At 58.2% G+C, this 17,478-nt stretch carries 8 protein-coding genes; 7 read left to right on the top strand and 1 reads right to left on the bottom strand.

Annotation, left to right across the window (positions count from 1 at the left end; genetic code table 11):
* Window positions 1-90: 90 nt before the first annotated feature.
* From FXF75_RS21620 to FXF75_RS21590, 7 genes are all read left to right on the top strand, one after another.
* Complete coding sequence (locus FXF75_RS21620) at window positions 91-894, top strand: hypothetical protein (protein WP_163524140.1); 804 nt, start codon at window positions 91-93, stop codon at window positions 892-894.
* A gap of 1 nt (window position 895) precedes the next feature.
* Window positions 896-2,644, top strand: a complete 1,749-nt coding sequence (locus FXF75_RS21615) for a hypothetical protein (RefSeq protein WP_163524139.1) — start codon at window positions 896-898, stop codon at window positions 2,642-2,644.
* 209 nt (window positions 2,645-2,853) lie between these two features.
* Window positions 2,854-5,106 carry a carboxypeptidase-like regulatory domain-containing protein gene (locus FXF75_RS21610; protein ID WP_163524138.1) on the top strand — a complete coding sequence of 751 codons (2,253 nt, stop codon included), beginning with the start codon at window positions 2,854-2,856 and terminating at the stop codon, window positions 5,104-5,106.
* Window positions 5,107-6,884: 1,778 nt separating this feature from the next.
* Window positions 6,885-7,823 (top strand): hypothetical protein, encoded by a 939-nt coding sequence (locus FXF75_RS21605; protein ID WP_163524137.1) that lies wholly within the window; start codon window positions 6,885-6,887, stop codon window positions 7,821-7,823.
* On the top strand, window positions 7,816-10,404 hold the full coding sequence (locus FXF75_RS21600; protein ID WP_163524136.1) for a VirB4 family type IV secretion system protein: 2,589 nt from the start codon (window positions 7,816-7,818) through the stop codon (window positions 10,402-10,404). The genes FXF75_RS21605 and FXF75_RS21600 overlap by 8 nt, the downstream gene beginning before the upstream one ends.
* A 77-nt stretch (window positions 10,405-10,481) precedes the next feature.
* Window positions 10,482-11,657 carry a hypothetical protein gene (locus FXF75_RS21595; RefSeq protein ID WP_163524135.1) on the top strand — a complete coding sequence of 392 codons (1,176 nt, stop codon included), beginning with the start codon at window positions 10,482-10,484 and terminating at the stop codon, window positions 11,655-11,657.
* Window positions 11,658-11,663: 6 nt separating this feature from the next.
* Window positions 11,664-15,527 carry a type IV secretory system conjugative DNA transfer family protein gene (locus tag FXF75_RS21590; RefSeq protein WP_163524134.1) on the top strand — a complete coding sequence of 1,288 codons (3,864 nt, stop codon included), beginning with the start codon at window positions 11,664-11,666 and terminating at the stop codon, window positions 15,525-15,527.
* A 242-nt stretch (window positions 15,528-15,769) separates the two neighbouring features.
* Here the strand turns inward: FXF75_RS21590 and FXF75_RS21585 are convergent, their stop codons facing one another.
* Window positions 15,770-16,330, bottom strand: a complete 561-nt coding sequence (locus FXF75_RS21585) for a hypothetical protein (protein WP_163524133.1) — start codon at window positions 16,328-16,330, stop codon at window positions 15,770-15,772.
* Window positions 16,331-17,478: the final 1,148 nt, after the last annotated feature.

The raw sequence follows: 17,478 nt of genomic DNA, 5'->3' as shown, positions 1-17,478 counted from the left end.
GCATCCGTGTAGAGACGATCCCCTTGTAGATGGTGACTCAAGTTAATTAAGTAATAAAAATATGAGCAAAGTATGTCCGGTCGAGTAGAAATGAATCGTCGCACCCTACTCCAAGCCGTCGGAACGACCGGACTCACCTCTCTTGCAGGCTGTGCAGGAATGCTTTCCAATACGTCCGAATCAAACTCGACCACCACGCCGACCACACAGACACAAGGTGCTATCAAAGACACCTCTATCGACGGCACGAAACTCGTCGTCTCCCTATCCTCCGAGGCAGACGTCGAGAAAGTGAACGTCATTGGGCCGAACGGCTCACCATCGCTTGGGTCACAATCGATTCCGACCGGGTCAACCAAAGCCTCGTTCAACGTCTTACAGTCGGTCCCGCGTGGCACCCATCGAGCAGTCGCCGTCTCGTCTGGCGAAGTTGTCGGTGAAGCGTCGGTAGACCTCCATCCGAACGTGGAAATCGACCGAGTGGCGACGTGGCTTCAGACCGACGACGTCGAGTGGCCGACTGGAGAAAAATACTTTCAGGCATATTTAGAACTCTCCAACACGGGTACCACTCCACAGCAGATTACCTTCCTCGGGATGCCGGGAGTGCCGGGTTCGTGGCCGAAGCGCTCCGCCACGTCGTTCTCCGGCCTCCAGACGCTTGAGGGAGACCGACTGAAAAACGTCGTTCTTCACCCCGGTGAAACGAGACAGTTCTTTACAGTGGACGGACCGTTCCTCTTCGGAACTGAGTTCACCTGCGGTGATTCCACAGAACTGTCCGTCGTCCTGTCAACGAAGATTGGGGCGAACGTCAAAAATTCGTATCGTCTCGTCACAGAGGACCCCGACGACCCCCAGAAAGCCTGTCGGCAGTACGTAAAACCGCAGTAAGATGCCAGATATCGTTAGCGCGATTAAAAGCGCTATTCTGGGCATATTCAAGACGCTTCTCGAACCCATTATTGAGCTTCTCAAGGGTGTCGTCGAAACCGGTCTCGAAATTATCCTGTATACGCCCGTCCCAAAGCGGTGTGTCGAAGGAGCAAGCCAGTCGTATCCGGACTGTCCATCCGTTGTCGCACTCGTCCAGCAACCTGCAAATGCACCGTGGTCGAGCGTGTACGAGACTGCGTGGACAGAAGTCTTGCCGACCGCAGTTACTATTCTGTTCGTTCTCTATCTCGTCATTCGCGTCGTCGAGACCATCCCAGCGATTTCACGCAAGAAAACCCATCAGGCGCGGACCAGCATCTTTGGCGCGCTCGTCGTGCTTCCGTTCTCATGGCCGTTCGGCGCTGGCGTTCTCGCCTTCTTTGCCGGACTGACAAAGGCACTCGCGCCGACTCCCGATGAGTTTCTTCCCATCCTCACCACCCAGCTCACTGCGCTCATCGGTGCGGCGGCCACTCCCGGCGGGAACGTTCTGGCACTCGGTATCAGCGGTCTCGATGGAGCTATCATTATCGGAGCCGTGTTAGCCTATCTGTTCCGGATTCTCTTCTTGATATTTGTGATGCAGTACATCCACCTGTTCGCGGTTATCTACCTGCTTGACGTGCCTGTCCTGAAAGGAATCGCTACGAAAATCTTCGAGGTCTTCATCGCGATGGCGTTCCTTCCGCTCTTAGTCGCTGGCATGTTCGACTTCGCAACTACCCTCTTTTCATCTGAAGGAAGTCTTACGTTTCTTCCCCAAATCGGGGACTTCGTCAAAGCTATTATCTCGATGATTCTTCCCCTCGCCTCGCTTGGGCTGTACTATCTCTCGCTCAAGGGTGCGATGCTATCCGGTATGTCGAAGGCGCTCGGTACGGTCGAATCGGCGGCGAACGGGACAGCTGTTGGTGAACTCGGCGAAGCGTCCAGCGACGAGTACGGTGGGCTGGTCGAGGAGAAGGCCGCGCAGTTGGAGGAGCGCGTCCAGCAAGGCACACAAGCGACTGCGAGGACGGCCATGACGAAATCGAAGTATGCAGCGCAGAACCCGCGGAAAGCAGGCCGCCAGACGAAAACCGCGACGAAGAATGCCCCCGGAAAGGCCCGCAACATGACGAAATCAGGCGTCAAATCGGTGCAGGAGCAAGCGCTGTCCGCCTACGAGAACGTGCCGAAGTCAGCATCGCAAGCGATGAAACAACTTGGCGTGAAGAGCCGCGACCTCGACGATGTAGACCGCGAGGAAATCGGCGGATTCGGGGAGAGCGGTGCAGATTCGCAGAACCTCGCAAGCCAGATGACTACTCGTACTGAGAAGACCGCAGACTTGCCGATTACATCGACGCTTGGGTCGGTTCAGAAAGCCGGAAAGTCGATGGAGTCGCTCGTTGAGGACGTTCAGACGCCAACCGATGGAATCGACGCATCTGAGTCTTATGCTGACTCGGATGGACCTGAAGCGGTTGGGCCAGAACAAGACGCTGTCAGGGCAGATGAAGAAGCGTTCGCCCGGGTGGTCGCGGAGAGTAATCTGTCCCGTGATGGTGCGCAGGTTCTCTTGGAGAATATTAAAGACGAGTACGGTGAGGGTGTGATGAGGCAGACGGTGGATGAGGCGTCGTATATCCAGCTTGCCCGAGAGGCTGGCCGAGAACAGGCGCAAGCCCAGTCGTTAGCCGGGGACTGGACACAGAGCGCCGATTGATGCTGTGCGGTCTACGGCCCGGTTTCGCTAACCAATGTTTCGTTGCCTGTTCTTGTCTTCATTGGTTAGCTATATAGCGGTTGAACGGCGGAATCCAGGGTATTTAACCCAACCTAATAAACCGTAAAAAAGCCGGGGTGGGAGAATTCTATTGAAGCTATCCGTCTCCCCACGACGGAACCTCTTCCCTATCAGAAAACGCATAAGCCATGACCGGTGACCATTCAGACCTCCAGTGCCCGGACTGCAACAGTCCACTCGCATCACTCCCCCGGCTTGCCAGCCAGTACGACGACCACCGCCACGAACTCATCTACGCAAGCCGGTGTCCCAACGGCGGCTGTTCCACCGACCAAGTTGACCCTGCAGATGTCCGCTCCCAACTTGAAACCGCCAGCAGCGACGGTCCCGGACCACTGGCGATACTCTCACAGAGCGTTGCGACACTCCGCCAATCACTCAGGTTCAATTTCACCCCCGATAGAGAAATTGACCGCTCACGGGTCCTGATGGTGGCCATCACCGGAGTGTTGCTTACAGGTGTTTTCCTCGCAGTCATCGGCCTTCTCCCTCTCCCGCTTGGCAGCAGCTCTTCGGCAACGGCGAGTGCGTACGCGAATCTCACGAAGGTCTCTGACCCCACGCTCGATACGTACAACGAGACGGGAAACTGGACAATCTACGAGTACAACGGCCGATTCGTCGTTACGGGACAACTCAACGGCACCGTCGTCTACTTGAACCCCGATGGGAATGTGACACAGAGACCGTATTTTTACGACCTACGGCCGGATGCTCGCAAAGCGATTCTCGCATGGAACTCGAAACACGGTGAGAATCCAACGAAGTATCCAGAACCGGACCCACCACTCTCAAGTGAGCTAAACACTACACAGACGGCCAACTGGTCGATATTCAAGCACAACGAGAGCTATGTTGTCGGAGGCAAAATCAACGGCAGTGTCGTCTACCTCTCTCCGAACGGAACCTATCACACCGACCCCTTCTTCTATGAGAACAAGACGACTGCGAAGGACGCAATCATCATCTGGGAGGTACACCAAGACCAGTTCCCTGAGATTCTTCCGAGCGTCGAACCTGTCACGACCGATGAAGTCCGGTCGGACCTCGACGACTGGAAGTCGAACGAGTCGTCTGGTTCTTCCGGCGTCGACTCGCCAGATTGGAACTGGGACCACGACAACGACTCAGTAGACAAAACCGACCCATCCGAGAAACAGACAACCTATTCAGTTCGAGGCACGGTCACGAACAGTGAAGGCGACGCGGTCGAAGGCGCGACTGTCCACCTCCATAGCAATCTTCGAACAACGACGACCGGCCCGAATGGGTCGTACACGTTCCAGAACGTCACGCCGGGCAATCACACGCTCTACGTGGACCCGCCAGCGAACACGTCGCTCGCCGCGACCGAGCCGGTCAACCTCACGATGACCGAATCGGGAGACCTCCGAGTTCACGGGTCGCCAGACCACGTTTCGTTCTTTGCGGCAACTGACGGGACCGTCTCAGGGAATTCGCTCCACCTTCGGACTCGCCCCGAACAGCCGATTTCAGTTCGTGGGAAGGGTTCGGCAATGCAGACAGTCCTTCAATTCGCTCAGCCGTTGAACGCCGATAACACCACGGTCTCGCTTACCGGCCTTTACACAGAAAGCCAGCAGACAAGAACCGTTGAAGGAACGGAGGCAAACACGACCATCTCGATTACCGGCAATCAACAGCCATCTGACCCGACGCTTTTTCTTTCCGGTCGCACGAACTCGCGCCAATTCTCGGCAACGGGAACTTACACTGGGACGGACCCGACCGTGACGTTTCATGGGAACCAACAACCGGCGAACGTGTCGGTTCGTCTGAGCGGGAGTAGTTCGGGTTCGTCCGAGCGAGACCAGTTCCAGACCAATCATAGTTCCGCTGGGGATTCAGTGTACGAGTCGGTCAGTGTTGGAGGGAATCTCCGTCCAACGAACCAGCAGGCCACGATATCTGCAAAGAGGTGGTTCGCCCCAGAGACGGGAAAATATCGGAGCAACATCCTCTGCGAACGAACCTACGATGATTGGATAGGGTCGTACACGTACAACCAAGAGGAGGAAGAAAAGCGGAAGAATGTCTGGACCGCAGATTCCGACGGGACATATCGAATCACGGTCGATTATAAATTTGAAGCCTATGTTGGTTACTGTGGCTTCTACACGTTCCGAGGTAATACCCGTGGAAAAATCACCGCTAATGGAGTGAAGTACTGGAGGTACACATGGAATTCCACCGAACGAGACTGCGAAGCTATGGTCGCTGGACAACGACCAGTACATGAACGACTCCCAGTATCAGAATTTCACCGGGAAAAACCGTACTGCGATGGAAGCCCTTCTGAATGGGACCGACTACATCTGGACAGCTCCACCCACACTTCCAAGCCAGTGGAATCGCCGTGACTGGGCCGCCTACACCCAGAACTTTTCGACCGACCCCGAGCAGTCAATCCATCCGGAAGACGCCCATCTCCGCCGGAGTTCCCGCGGATGGATACAGGACGCACACGCCACCCTCTATCGGATTCAACCATCGACCCAACTCTACCAGACGCCGAACCAGACCGTCCACTACATCGCACCCGACGGCCGGGTTCTCGGACTCGTCGATTATCGCGTCCAGCCGCCAGCCGACGACACCGACGGTTCGGATGGCAAGAAGGTTTCTTGGTCACTCCGTGACCACGAGATTACGTCGGTCTGCGTCGTACAGGGACCGAGCAATCCGCGACAGGTAGGCGGCTGCCAGCGGTCGAGCGCCCGTATCGGAACCGCCAGCAACCCCCGCCACACGGTAAATATCAGCTACTCAGCTCGGACCTCTGCCCGGTCGGGAACGCCGGTGTCGCTCGTCGCTGTCATCGAAGCCGAATTGAACAAGACTGTCCTGACCAAGTACACCGAGAGAAGGGAGAAGTGCCGGAAAATCGATACCGGCAATGGGACTAAGACAGTCTGCGAGACAGTCACCGAGACGCGGTGGACCTCGAACTCGACCCACGTCACCGACCGAGTGACGGTCACCGACCAAGTGTCCGCAACCGTCTATCAACTCCGAACTGCCCTCCGTGAGACAGAGTTCCCCAACGGCCGTCGCGGCGTCATCATTCAATCGTCGGACCACTGGAATGGCATCCGATTTGGGTCCTCGGATTCAATCAATACGCAGTGGCAGTTCTTCTCGGTCCAGAATCCCGACTGGGAACGGTTAGGTACTGCAACGCAAAACAAGACCTCGTGGACGGATTCGCCGACGGTGCCCGCCCGGGTACAGGCGTTCCCGAGCCAGTTGGGTGTGACGACGAATACCAGTCGTGGAACAGACATCTACGAGGTTTCGACGTTTTCGGGGTCTCGACAGGCGAGTCCGGCTTTGGCTCTTCCCGAGAACGTGTCTGTACCAGTCGCGTCCGAGTCGTACAATTCGACTCAAACGCTCGCTGTGCGGTACTCGAATCTTAGTCAGTCGGCGACGGCGACTGGGGTGGTTCAGGGAATTAATGGAGAGGTTGTTCAGTCGGAAGACCCGGTCGAGGTTCGGAAGGCAAATCTCACGCTCTCGGTTACAGACTGGAACACGTCCTACGCGAACGTCCGGGTGAGACTCCGGGATAACCAGACCGGCGACCCAATCAACACGAGCGGCCGAGAGGGCTATGTTCAGCTCCGAGAGTATCAGATTGAGACGAACGAATCCGGTGAGGCGCTTGTGACGGTCCAGAACACGGGGTTAGTGACTGCGAGATATAGGCCTGCGGCGTGGTGGACGGGTGAGGTGAGTTATCTGTCTGACCGAGCGCGGGCGCTGCCACGGTCTGGGATTTTCAGCGCGGTCGGCTTTGGGCGAGTCGCGAACAATATTCTCGTTCTTGCGCTTCCGTTCTTGTTCGCCTTGTTTCTCTTGAATCAGGTACCGGGAGCAGAGACGTGGCCGCCGTGGCAACTACTCCGGTGAATTACGTGGATAGTTAGTTCCTCTTAATTAAATTACATAGATTTGGAATGTAGATGAATGTTTGAGAAGCGGTTCAATCATGTCTCCCCGAGATGAATTGGGTCAAGTTACAGTCCCAACATTCCGACAGCCATCCGTCGTCCCGATAGTTAAAATCAACACCCACGATTTCTATACCGTTCTCTTACCCGGAGGAATTGGCCTTCTCTTCTGGCTCTTCCTCGATTTGGGCTATCTCGGCCTCGGTCTTCCTCTCACCCTCCTCGTCATCGGAGGTCTCTACGTCGTCGCCGCCCCAAGCTACCTGGCCGCTGTCCAGTGGACGAAAACCCTCGTTCACTACGCCAAATCTCCCAACCACTACGACAGTGTCGAAGAGGCGGCGGCCGACGCCGACCATCGCGCGTTCGATACCAGCGAATCCACCCAAGACCTGACCGGTGTCGCCCGCTTCTACCCCCGAGACCACATCCTCGAACTGGAAGACGGCTCACTCGTCGCGTTCGTCGAACTCGACCCCCCGCATCGGGATTTCGCCGAGTTCGATGACTGGTACCAGACGATGGTTTCCATCGCCACATGGTTCAACAACCGTATCGACTTCGACTACGACATCCATGTGACGAACCGTCCGTTCCCAATTGAGCAACACCTCAAACATCTTGGCGACCGGCTTGACGACTCCGACGTCCTCGGGAACCCCCACCTGCGAGCCTTAATTGAAGAACGACTCTCCGAGCGGCCAGCGCAGTTCGAGGCCGCTGGCACACAGGTCTCGCATTTCTACCTTATCGTCCCGCTGGAGGAGACCGAGGTCACGACTTCGTCGGCGACCGACCAGACCGCCCTCGAAAAACTCGCCCACATTAACAAAATCGGTGTCGTCTTCGAGGTCCTCCGGTACTACGTGTCCGGGCAGCGGAGTCAGTCGGCCGACCAGCAACGCTCGGAGATGCTCCGCAAATTGAATCGCCGACTCGAACAGGTCCTCAGTCTGAATCGGGAACTCGAAGAGTACGAACTCAATCGGCTTTCGACCGCAGAAGCGTTCGCCCTCCAGCGCGGTTTCTGGCGACCGAGTGAAGTCGACGCCGCGAACGACGCGGTCCAGACCCGAAGCCAGCCAGCGGCCGACGGTCTCCGCATGGAGGAATCCAATGCATAGGGAAACCGTCCTCTTCGTCTCACTCCCGGCCGACATTTGGCATCGACTGTTCAGGTGGCTTCCCCAGACGCCGCCGGGATGCGAGACGGCGACGTGCCCAATACCGCTCAGTGGCGTCGGCTTCTACCTGCTCATCGCGGCCAGCGTTCTCGCTTTCTACCTCTACAGACAAGCCGACTCTACACCCGGAGACACATCGGTCGATTCCACCGACACGGCCGCAAACGACCCATCTCAGTCGGAGACCGACGGTCAACCGGCGACTGGGTCGAACGTGCCGACCGAGGGGGTGCCGCGGCAACTCAGCCAGTTCGAGGACGAGACTATCGAGACGGCTCCCGCAGGTGGCTTGCCCGCGCCCGAGAATCCAACCGACGAGGTCGAGCGCCTCCACCAGCAGGCAGTTGCACCCCTTGATATCGACGAGTCGTATCGGTCGGTCCAGACCGGCGACACCCACCGCCGGGTGTTTTTCGCCGAACCCGGCGATTTCAACGACGTGATTGCACCGGGCGCACTCCAGAACGTCTTCCAGAATCCCGACCTCAAGTTCGACCTCACCCTGCAAGTTCGCCCGAAAGACCGCCGGGACGCCAAGGGCGATGCGAAGATGCGGAAAGAGGGACTGGAAGCCGTCCAGAGCGGCGTCTTCGACACCGACGAAGACGAGGAAGCGACTAAGGAAACGTCCGAAGAAATCGAGCGCCTTCGCACCTATCGCGACGCTATCAGCAACGGCGAACGCCCGGCTGAAATCTCGCTCTGGGTGGCCGCCCGGGCCGAGGATGAAGAGGAACTCTCCCGGCAGGCTGACAATCTGAAAGACTCGTTCTGGCGCGAACCAGCAGATATTGGCCTCGAAACTGCGGTCGGCCGACAGGAACAGGCGTTACAGGCACTTGCACCGGACGGCCGCAATCCCCTCGATTTCCACGACCGATTCAGCACGCAAGTCCTCGGACGGGGTGTCGGCGCGCTGTTCGCCTCGCTCTCGCGGAGTACGCTCATCGAGGAGAACGGTATCGAGTGGGGGTCTCACGCCTTCAATAACAGTCCGATTCTCAAGCATCCGTTCAAGAGCGAGACCAACTACAACCATACGTGGATTGGTGACTCCGGCGCGGGCAAGAGCCTGAATACGAAACTGAACGCGCTTCGGACACGCGAGGCCACCGAAGACACGATGCTCATCTTCTTGGACCCGCTCGAAGGCCTGACCGGAGTTGCCAAAGCACTCGGGGCGAAGTGGATTACCGTCGGCGGGAGTCGCGGCCTGAACCCGCTGGAGATTCGCCAGCCGCCAGAACACAAACAGAAGCGGGTAACGGGAGAAGACAAGGACCCGCTTTCGGCGAAGATTGACGAAGTGATGGGGATGTTCGACACGTACGCGAACATCGAGAACGTCGAGTTTGACGATGAACGGTTCTTCCTCCAAGACGCAGTCCGGACCGCCTACGAGTGGAAAGACATCACGAGCGACCCATCTACCCATCACCGTGAGAGTCCAACCCTCCAGACCGTCTTCGAGGTCCTCGACGACATGGAGCAGAACCCCGGCGAGTACGCCGTAATGGCGCAGGACGCGGACAGAGATGACGTCGAGGAAGCCGCCCGCGACCTCGCGACCTTCCTGCGGCCGTTCCGAGAGGGCGGCCAGTACGAAAACCTCGCTCAGCGCTCGGAGTTCAACCTCCAAGACGAGGATATCATCTACCTCGATTTAAGCCAGCAGGAACAGGCCGGTGGCACCTCGCTTATGATGCAGTTGCTGTTCTCGATGGTGTACGAGCGGGCGAAAGAGACGCCGAAAAACGTCATCTTCGTGATTGACGAAGCCCAGAAGATTATGAAGAACAGTACGAGTCTCGCATGGCTCGGCCAGCGGATTCGACACGCTCGCCACTTCGATACGAGTGTCCGGTTCGTGACGCAGGACGTCAACGACTTTTTCCAGCACCCTCACTCGGAGGCTATCATCAATAACTCGGCGTTCACGGTCCTTCACAAAATCTCGGAGATTGACGAGTGGGCCGACCAACTCGGGTTGAACGACCAGATGGTGCAGTTCGTGAAGAACGCCAACACGGGCGACGGCGGGTACTCGAACGCGCTCTACCAGTTCAATGACCGATGGGTTCCGGCCAGAATCGAACCGCTCGAAGGCGAACTCGCAGTGGCTGACTTCGATGCCGACGAGGACTCGCTCGACGACCTCCCCGGCGCACAGGAAGCCCAACAGTCAGCGTTCGCCGAGGAACTTCAAAGGAAGCTCCGAGACGGCGACCACGAGGCCACCCACATCGTGGACGACGGTGAGCCGTTTCCGGGCGAGTTCCCCGGTGCAGACGGCCATCTAACCGACGAGCAGGAAGCGCTCCTTGACCTGCTCTCGGTCGAGGAAGCTTACGAGGTGTTGGAGCGTGCCGAAGACGCTGACCAACATCCGGACGAGGTGATTGCGAACGCGGTAATCGAGAAACTTCGCGAGATGGACCGCGTTCTCGATTTCGATATCGACGTCGACCCGAGCGACGTGCAGCGGACCTTCGGCACCCGCACAGAGGAACCACCCGCGTAGCAAGCGAGCGGTCTCGGCCGTCCCTCCTGCTCCGGGTTGGCAGTTTCTCGGTTCGATTCCGGGACCGGAGCCTCGACATGAATTCCAGCGATATCACGAACCGTCTGAAAGACGCCGTCTGGGACCGCGTTACTGGTGAGTCCTTCGAGACGACCGTCGTGGACGCCGACCTCGCAAATACGATTCAGGCCCGGCAACCCGACATCCCGCTGACCAAGATTGCGCCCCGCCCCGAGAACGACGGAATCGACGCGGCCCGCGACCTCGTGAACACCCTCTACACGGTTCGGACGGGCCAGTTCGACTATCAGAACCAGTCGCCGGTCCAGTCGTTCGAGGTGTGGTACGACGAATCGAAGGTCAAGTTCCTGTTCAAGCCCGCCGACGAGGTCTTGCGCGAGCGCTTCGAGAAGCAGGTACTGGACAAGCACCCCGGCAGTAAAATCGAAGAGTACCACACGCGGTTCCCCGAGGTCGAAGAAGGTGACTTCATCTCGGGGGCGACGATGGACCTTCGGAAGATGTTCTATTATCCGATTAAGACGCCCGTAGAGGGTGTCGAGACGTTCGAGGAAGACCCCTATGGTCCACTGACGAGCGAGATGGTCGTTCAAGAGGAGCGGACGAGCGACGGCCAGCAGGTCGCGAGCGACGACTGCCGGATGCTGGTGCAGGTGGTGTTCAAGCCAGCGAAGCGGACGTGGAGCCAGAAACTCCCGTTCGGAATAGACGTCGAGGACCGCGGTATGGAACTGAAGAACGGCCGACTGAAGGATAGTCTCGGCCGCCAACTCTCGGGCGAAGTCGAAGTGCAAGACGCCTCGCGAAAGATGAAGAACGCAGGCGAGCAAATTGCGAAACAGCGGGGACAACCCGGCTTCTACACTCGAATTCGTGTTCTCGCGATATCGCCATACCGAGAGGTTGCCGAGCGCCACGCCCGCGGTGTCGCGGAAGTATTCGAGACGTACTACAACGCAGTGACCGAACAGGGACTCGTCAGCCAACCCCTGCCCAAGGACGAACTACGTGCGACGGTCGAGAAAGCCGCCAGCCGGACATTAGCACTCGGCCTTCGCGAGAAGTTCGCTACGTCAGAGAAAACGATTCTCACTCCGCCGGAGTTGGCGGGTATCGCTCACATCCCGAATGATGATATCGAGACGCCGAACGTCGATTGGACCTATACCGAGTCGAGTCCGGGCGTCCCCGCAGACGCACCGCAGTTCGACGACCAGACCACCACGGAGTAAGTACTCATGATAGATTTCTCCACGATACTGCAGGACGACGACACTTCCGAGGAAAGCGCGCCAAACCAGCCCGAGGAGTCTCCGGAGGTACCGCTTAGTGATGGCCAACTGGCGGACGTATTCGACGAGGTTGCGAACGACGCCGACCGCCGCAACCTCACTGCCGGGCAGATAGCTGACCTCGAAACGGCGCTGGACGAGGTTGAACAGTACATTCCTCGGACTGATGACCGGCATCCGTTGAACACGAGTCGGTCGCCAGAGGACGACCAAGCCGAGCAGGTTGCTCGGTTGCGGGAGTTCGCTGCCCGGATTCGCACCAGCACAATCCACGACACGAGCCAACTCTTGGAAATTCAGAACGGGGTTGCCGATATCGAACAGGTGCTGGATAGCGAGGAGAGCGACGAGTGGCCGTATGCGTTCGAGGAACTGGGGGTGGACGAGTTTAAGGGCAAGGACGTCATCGCGAACGGCGTCCCATACGACGCCATCGACGAAGACGAGGACGACGAAGATGCGGACGACGTGGTAACGATTGGAGGGTACGACCCCGCGGTTTCCGGTTTATTCGACGACCCACCACAACTCGATATCGACCTAGAAGCCCTCTCGGACGAGAGCGGAGTTGAAGAGAAAGTGGACGGAGAGATTGAAACCTATGCGGGGCCGCGGGTCCGCGAGATGATTGAAGCGTCGCGCGAGAACCCCGAACAGCCGCTCTGGATTGGACAGGGTACGCGGAACGGCCGGGACGCAGGTATCGAGAAGGATATTCTGTTCCGGCATCAGGGTATCTTCGGCGTCACAGGCTACGGGAAATCGACGCTGTTGAAAAACGAGTTCCAGCAGTTGGTTAACGCGGGCTACGGAGCTTGTTTCATCGACCCGAAGGGCGACGACAGCGAGGAACTCATGGAGATTATCCCCGAGCATCGGACCGACGACGTAATCTGGATCGAACCGGGGTCCTCACGGGAGTACGTCTCAGGATTCAATTTCCTCGAACTCGGTCTGGACCCCGACGACCCAGCCTACGAGACGGCGGCCGAGAACTTAGTGAACGACCTCGTGTCGATGTTCGGGTCCGGCGATTACGCCCGGATGAAGCGTGTCTCGCAGTCGCTCATCCGGGCGATGAATCGGTCAGAACACGATTTCAACATCATCGACATGTACTATATCCTCGCGGACCAAGAGAGCCGCCAGCACTTCGCGGACCTCATGGCCGAGGAAGGCATCGACTTCGTCGACGTCTACCTCCAAGAGATTGCGGACATGGACGACGAGAAACTGGAACCCCTGCTGGGCCGGCTACAGGAGTGGGTCGAGAACCCGATTGCCCGCCGACTTATCGCGTTCCGCGACTCCGACATCAACATCCCGGAGGCCATCGAGGAGGACAAAATCATCATCGTGCGGATGGGGTCGGAGTCCGAGGAACTGAAGGGCATGATTGGGATGGCGGTCCTGCGACGAATCTGGGCCACGGTTCGCTCGCGGGCCGACATGGCCGAGCGAGAGCGTGACCCCTTCTATCTGTTCGTGGACGAGTTCGACAACGTTGCCAACGAGGACGGAACTATCGAGAAGATGCTGTCGGAGGCGCGGTCCTACCGGCTTTCGATTACGTTCTGTACCCAGTACCCGTCGATGCTCCCCGAGGACGTAACCAAGGCGATGTTCGTAAACTCGGACTCGCTTATCTCATTCAACCCCGGTCACATCGAGGAAGCGCAGGCAATCGCAGAAAACCTTAACGTTGATTCCCAAACCCTGCTCGGCACGCCAAACTACAAGGTGTGGATGCAACTCACACTGGAGAACAACGAACTCTCCCCAGCATTCCAAGTCTACACGTTCCCTCCGTACCCGCCGGTTCGACCCCGAGAGCAGGCGATGAATCTCGTTGAGGAATCACTACGGCGGTACGGCCACCGCCGGAAGACAAACCAAGAGGTGAAAAACGAGCTGATGTACCAGTTCGGGACCGGTGTTCTCGAACGGCAAGGAGTCGCGGGTAATGAGACAACGACCGGAAATATAGCACCCGAGTCGGACGGTGGCGGTTCGACCGATGAGCGGGATACGCTGTTCGAGTCGGTGTACGCGGTCCAAATCAAACAGGACGCGAAACGCGAGTTCGTCCCTGTAGACGACGTGAAGGACGAGTGGGAGCGTCGGGCAGGCGACCTCGGCTACCAGAGTCAGGTTGCGAACATCATCGAACAGGTGCCCGAGGAGTTTCTGGAACGCGAGCGCCGCGAGGACGGCCTATATCTCCGCGTGACCCCGGACGGGCTTGAGGAGGCAGGACTTACGCAGGACACCGGGAGTGGTGGGAGTGGCGGTGGGAACGACCACCGCTGGGTACTCACGAAGGCGTACGAAGCGTTCACGAAACTCGGGATGCACTGTACACTCCCAACACAGGAGGGTGACGAACAGCCCGACGGGGTCGCCGACTTGCCGCCAGCGCTGGACCCGAATCCCCGCGAGGGCGATACCTATCAGGACCAGCGCGAGCGCGAACGACGGCTACGCGAAGAGGAACCCTACCTGTGGGAGTTGACGCAGGGCCAGCACGTCTCTATCGAGGCCGAAACCACCACGATGGACAAGCCGAAGCAGACGCTCCACAACCTCCGGAAGGCTGTCGAAGCGGGCCGCCTGTGCGTGTTCGCCTTGAAAGACGGGAGCGATAGGGGCGATATCGCGTACTGGGCACGCCGCGGCGAACAGATTATCTATGGAGAGAACCCCGACGGCACGCTCGACTACAGCCAGTTGACCTTCGTCTCGGATGTCGATGCACGCGGTAATCGGACGTTCTTCAACACCGCCGCCTATCTCGCGGTCGAGGGTGAGACGGCAGTCAGGCCGAAGACTGACGCCGAGCAGGAAGGTCGGACGCGGGCCGCGACCTGCCAGGAGCGCAACGGCGCGGTCGTCCTCGAAGACCACGAAGGGAACGTACAGGCCGAACTTCCGTCGGTCGAGGACGTCGATGACCCGGAGAAGGCGGACGTGGCGGCCTACTACGAGGAGGACGACGGCGAGTACATCGTGCGCGCCGGGAGCGAGAAGTACACCTATGGGACTCGCGACGAGATGAAGGTGGAGTGGGCGTTCATCTACCGGCCGTTCATCCCCGAAATCGAGTTTGACCGCCTCCCCGAACCCGAAGACTTTGAGTTCGTAATCTTCCCGAACGACGACAACGACCAGTACGACGAACCCCTGCTGTACGAGCGGGGCGACCTCCGGCCGCTGTTCCCCGATGATTCCGAAGGCAATGTTTCCGGGGACGGAGACGCTGATTGGGGAAGTTCGGACTCGGACGAACGTGACGACCGACATGACCTACAGAAGAAGGTGGAACAAGACGACCTCGCGGGAATTGAGTGTCCGGACTGCGGGGAAGTGGGTGAGGGGAACTGGGAAGACGACCCGAAGACCGAGAATCTCCACTGCGTCTCCTGTGGGTATATGCCGCGGGGCTCAGTCCGGGAACACCTTCGAGCCGCGATGAACGCCCCCTCGGAGGATGCGTCCCCGGCAACCCCCGACGCCGTCGAAGCCGAAGGCGGTCAAGAGGATGTAGACGAGAGTGATGCGACCAGCGAGACGACTGAGCGGCCCGGGGTTGAGTGTTGTGAGTCACCGTCGCTGGCCGCCCAGTATGAGAAAGACAGCGAGACTCAGACTGGCTGGGTCTGCAGTAGTTGCTTTACCGAGTTCTCGCCAGATGGAGAACCGCGTGATGCCACTCCGGATACAGACGAAGACGAGAGGGACGGGGAAGTAACGACTGACGAGACGAATGCTGGTGTCTCGGATAACGTCGGAGTAGCTATTGACCAGTTTTAATTGGTAGTCTCGTTTTGCGGGAGGTGGTTGGCAGTTTCCCTCGATAGAGCGTCTTCGTAGGTGGGTCAGTATTCATGTCCTTTCTGATAACCAATGAAGCTAGTGATAGGGGGCGGATTCATTGGTTAGACTCTTGGAAATGCTGGCTCCGACACCGACGCTCTCCATTCGTTACTCAAATCGAGTAACCCATAGACAGGAGAACTCCCAGAGAAGGAATACCAACCGAATCGAGAATTACATCACTCAGTCTCTGGCCGATGCTCGTCAAGGTCAACGTCCATCGCTTCGAAAGCATTCATGAACGTGACCATCATCTCAAAAAGCTTGTTCACCCGCTCCGTTTTCTTCTCGTCGAACGCCCCGGTCGGACTTTCCTCGAACTCGCTCAGCGTCTGCTTGATGTCAACGAGTTCCTTTTCGAGTCGCTCGATGTCTTCCGGCGTAGCGAGTCCCTCAATGGAGAGGTCGCCACGAGTAACCTGTTCCAGAACCTGCTCGCCTGCCTCGGTAAGCTCTGCACTCTTAGGCCCGCGCTGTCCGTTGTTGTAGACCGGTGCTGAATGCACCGTAATCAGGTCCGTCATCTTTTCGCTCCGTTTGAGTCGATGCTGGACTTCTGACCGAACCAATCCAGAGAGTTCTCTAATTCGACCCGTGGTTGCGGGCGCTCCGATTTCTTCATTTCCGACGTCGTGAGTGGCGTTGAGAGTCCGAATCGTCCGAAGAAAGGTTACGTCTTTTCCACTGATGTTAGGTTTTGCAATCTCCGAATCAGTTTCCTCGGGATTCTCCGTGGACATTCTATCTCTGAAAGAGTATTTGTATACAGATTGCATTTTATTAAGGCCAGTTAGCTAAAGGTGTTGTTACTACGTATTCTGTCAACAAACACCGATTTCAAAACGCATGTTCCTTCCTTGTTGTGGGCACCAACATCGAGCAGACAACAGGTGTTACCACCGTGTCTCACCACTACCCCCGAGTAGAACTATAGGTGGTACACCACCCATAGCTCATCTATCCCCAAGCAAACAACATGTAGTAACACCCCTATTTCTTCCCCGAAGGGATAGCCGAGAACATGTGTTAACACCCCCTAAATCCCCGCTCCGTCTATTAATAGCGGGATATCCGCCAGTAGCGTGGTAAAGTGGATACCCCAACAGGTAGAGAAGCGGGAAGGCGAGCCGCGGTGAGTGTCTGTGGCAGTCCAACTGAGCGCGAGTTCTGGTAGTCTACCGGGAATACCATCTCGACAGGTCTCCAAGGACCTCACTGAGGAAGCCTCAGCGTGGTGCAGGGCCGACAGGCCACCGTAGCGTCTCACCGCGAGGAAGCAGTTCTCGTCGAGGACCGAGTTCTCCGCCGGCGGGACCAGCGGCGTCGAGGAGGCGTGAGAGGGTGGCGATGCCGAGGTGGGGTCTCCGCTGAAGAGGAGGGCAGCGACAGCTCCGACGTGGGTATCTCTATCTCGTGGTGGTGGATATCCCGAGAGGGGGCGCGCTGGCCTGCATCGCCGAAGGAGGTGCGTCTCTGAAGGGCCGAGCGAGCGCAAGGTTTCGACAATAGAGTGAGCGTTCCGAGGAGTCCATCAGCGGCGCGCTGTTCCGAGAGTTCCTTGCGAGTGTTCCGGCAGGGTTCTCGTCGAAGGTTCCGCCGTCACGCTCCGGTGGAGGGGTCCACCGTCGCGTTCTAGTGGAGGGTCCGGCCTGTCTCCTGCAGGCGTGAACTCCAGTAAGGCGACCTCGTAGGGTAGTCATTGCTGGCGCGAGGCCTCCTGTCAAGTGGTGCGTTCCCACTGCGGCGTCTCGCGCTGGCGTCCTCGACGACCAACACTTCTCTCCATCCGCTCTCGCGTCTTCTCGCTCGCCAACCAACACTACCCCCCTCGACGTCGGCCACCTACAGCGGCCGCGGCCGCCGCCGCGGCGGCGCGCGCGCGCGACCG

It is taken from the genome of Halorussus sp. MSC15.2 (assembly GCF_010747475.1).
GTDB lineage: Archaea > Halobacteriota > Halobacteria > Halobacteriales > Haladaptataceae > Halorussus.
The sequence above is the reverse complement of the archived record's forward strand: the minus strand, read 5'-3'. Positions and strand labels throughout refer to the sequence as shown.

Coding starts and splice junctions, on each gene's coding strand:
- FXF75_RS21595 (WP_163524135.1), top strand. CDS start 10,482: ATGAATTCCAGCGATATCACGAACCGTCTGAAAGACGCCGTCTGGGAC.
- FXF75_RS21610 (WP_163524138.1), top strand. CDS start 2,854: ATGACCGGTGACCATTCAGACCTCCAGTGCCCGGACTGCAACAGTCCA.
- FXF75_RS21600 (WP_163524136.1), top strand. CDS start 7,816: ATGCATAGGGAAACCGTCCTCTTCGTCTCACTCCCGGCCGACATTTGG.
- FXF75_RS21620 (WP_163524140.1), top strand. CDS start 91: ATGAATCGTCGCACCCTACTCCAAGCCGTCGGAACGACCGGACTCACC.
- FXF75_RS21585 (WP_163524133.1), bottom strand. CDS start 16,330: ATGTCCACGGAGAATCCCGAGGAAACTGATTCGGAGATTGCAAAACCT.
- FXF75_RS21590 (WP_163524134.1), top strand. CDS start 11,664: ATGATAGATTTCTCCACGATACTGCAGGACGACGACACTTCCGAGGAA.
- FXF75_RS21615 (WP_163524139.1), top strand. CDS start 896: ATGCCAGATATCGTTAGCGCGATTAAAAGCGCTATTCTGGGCATATTC.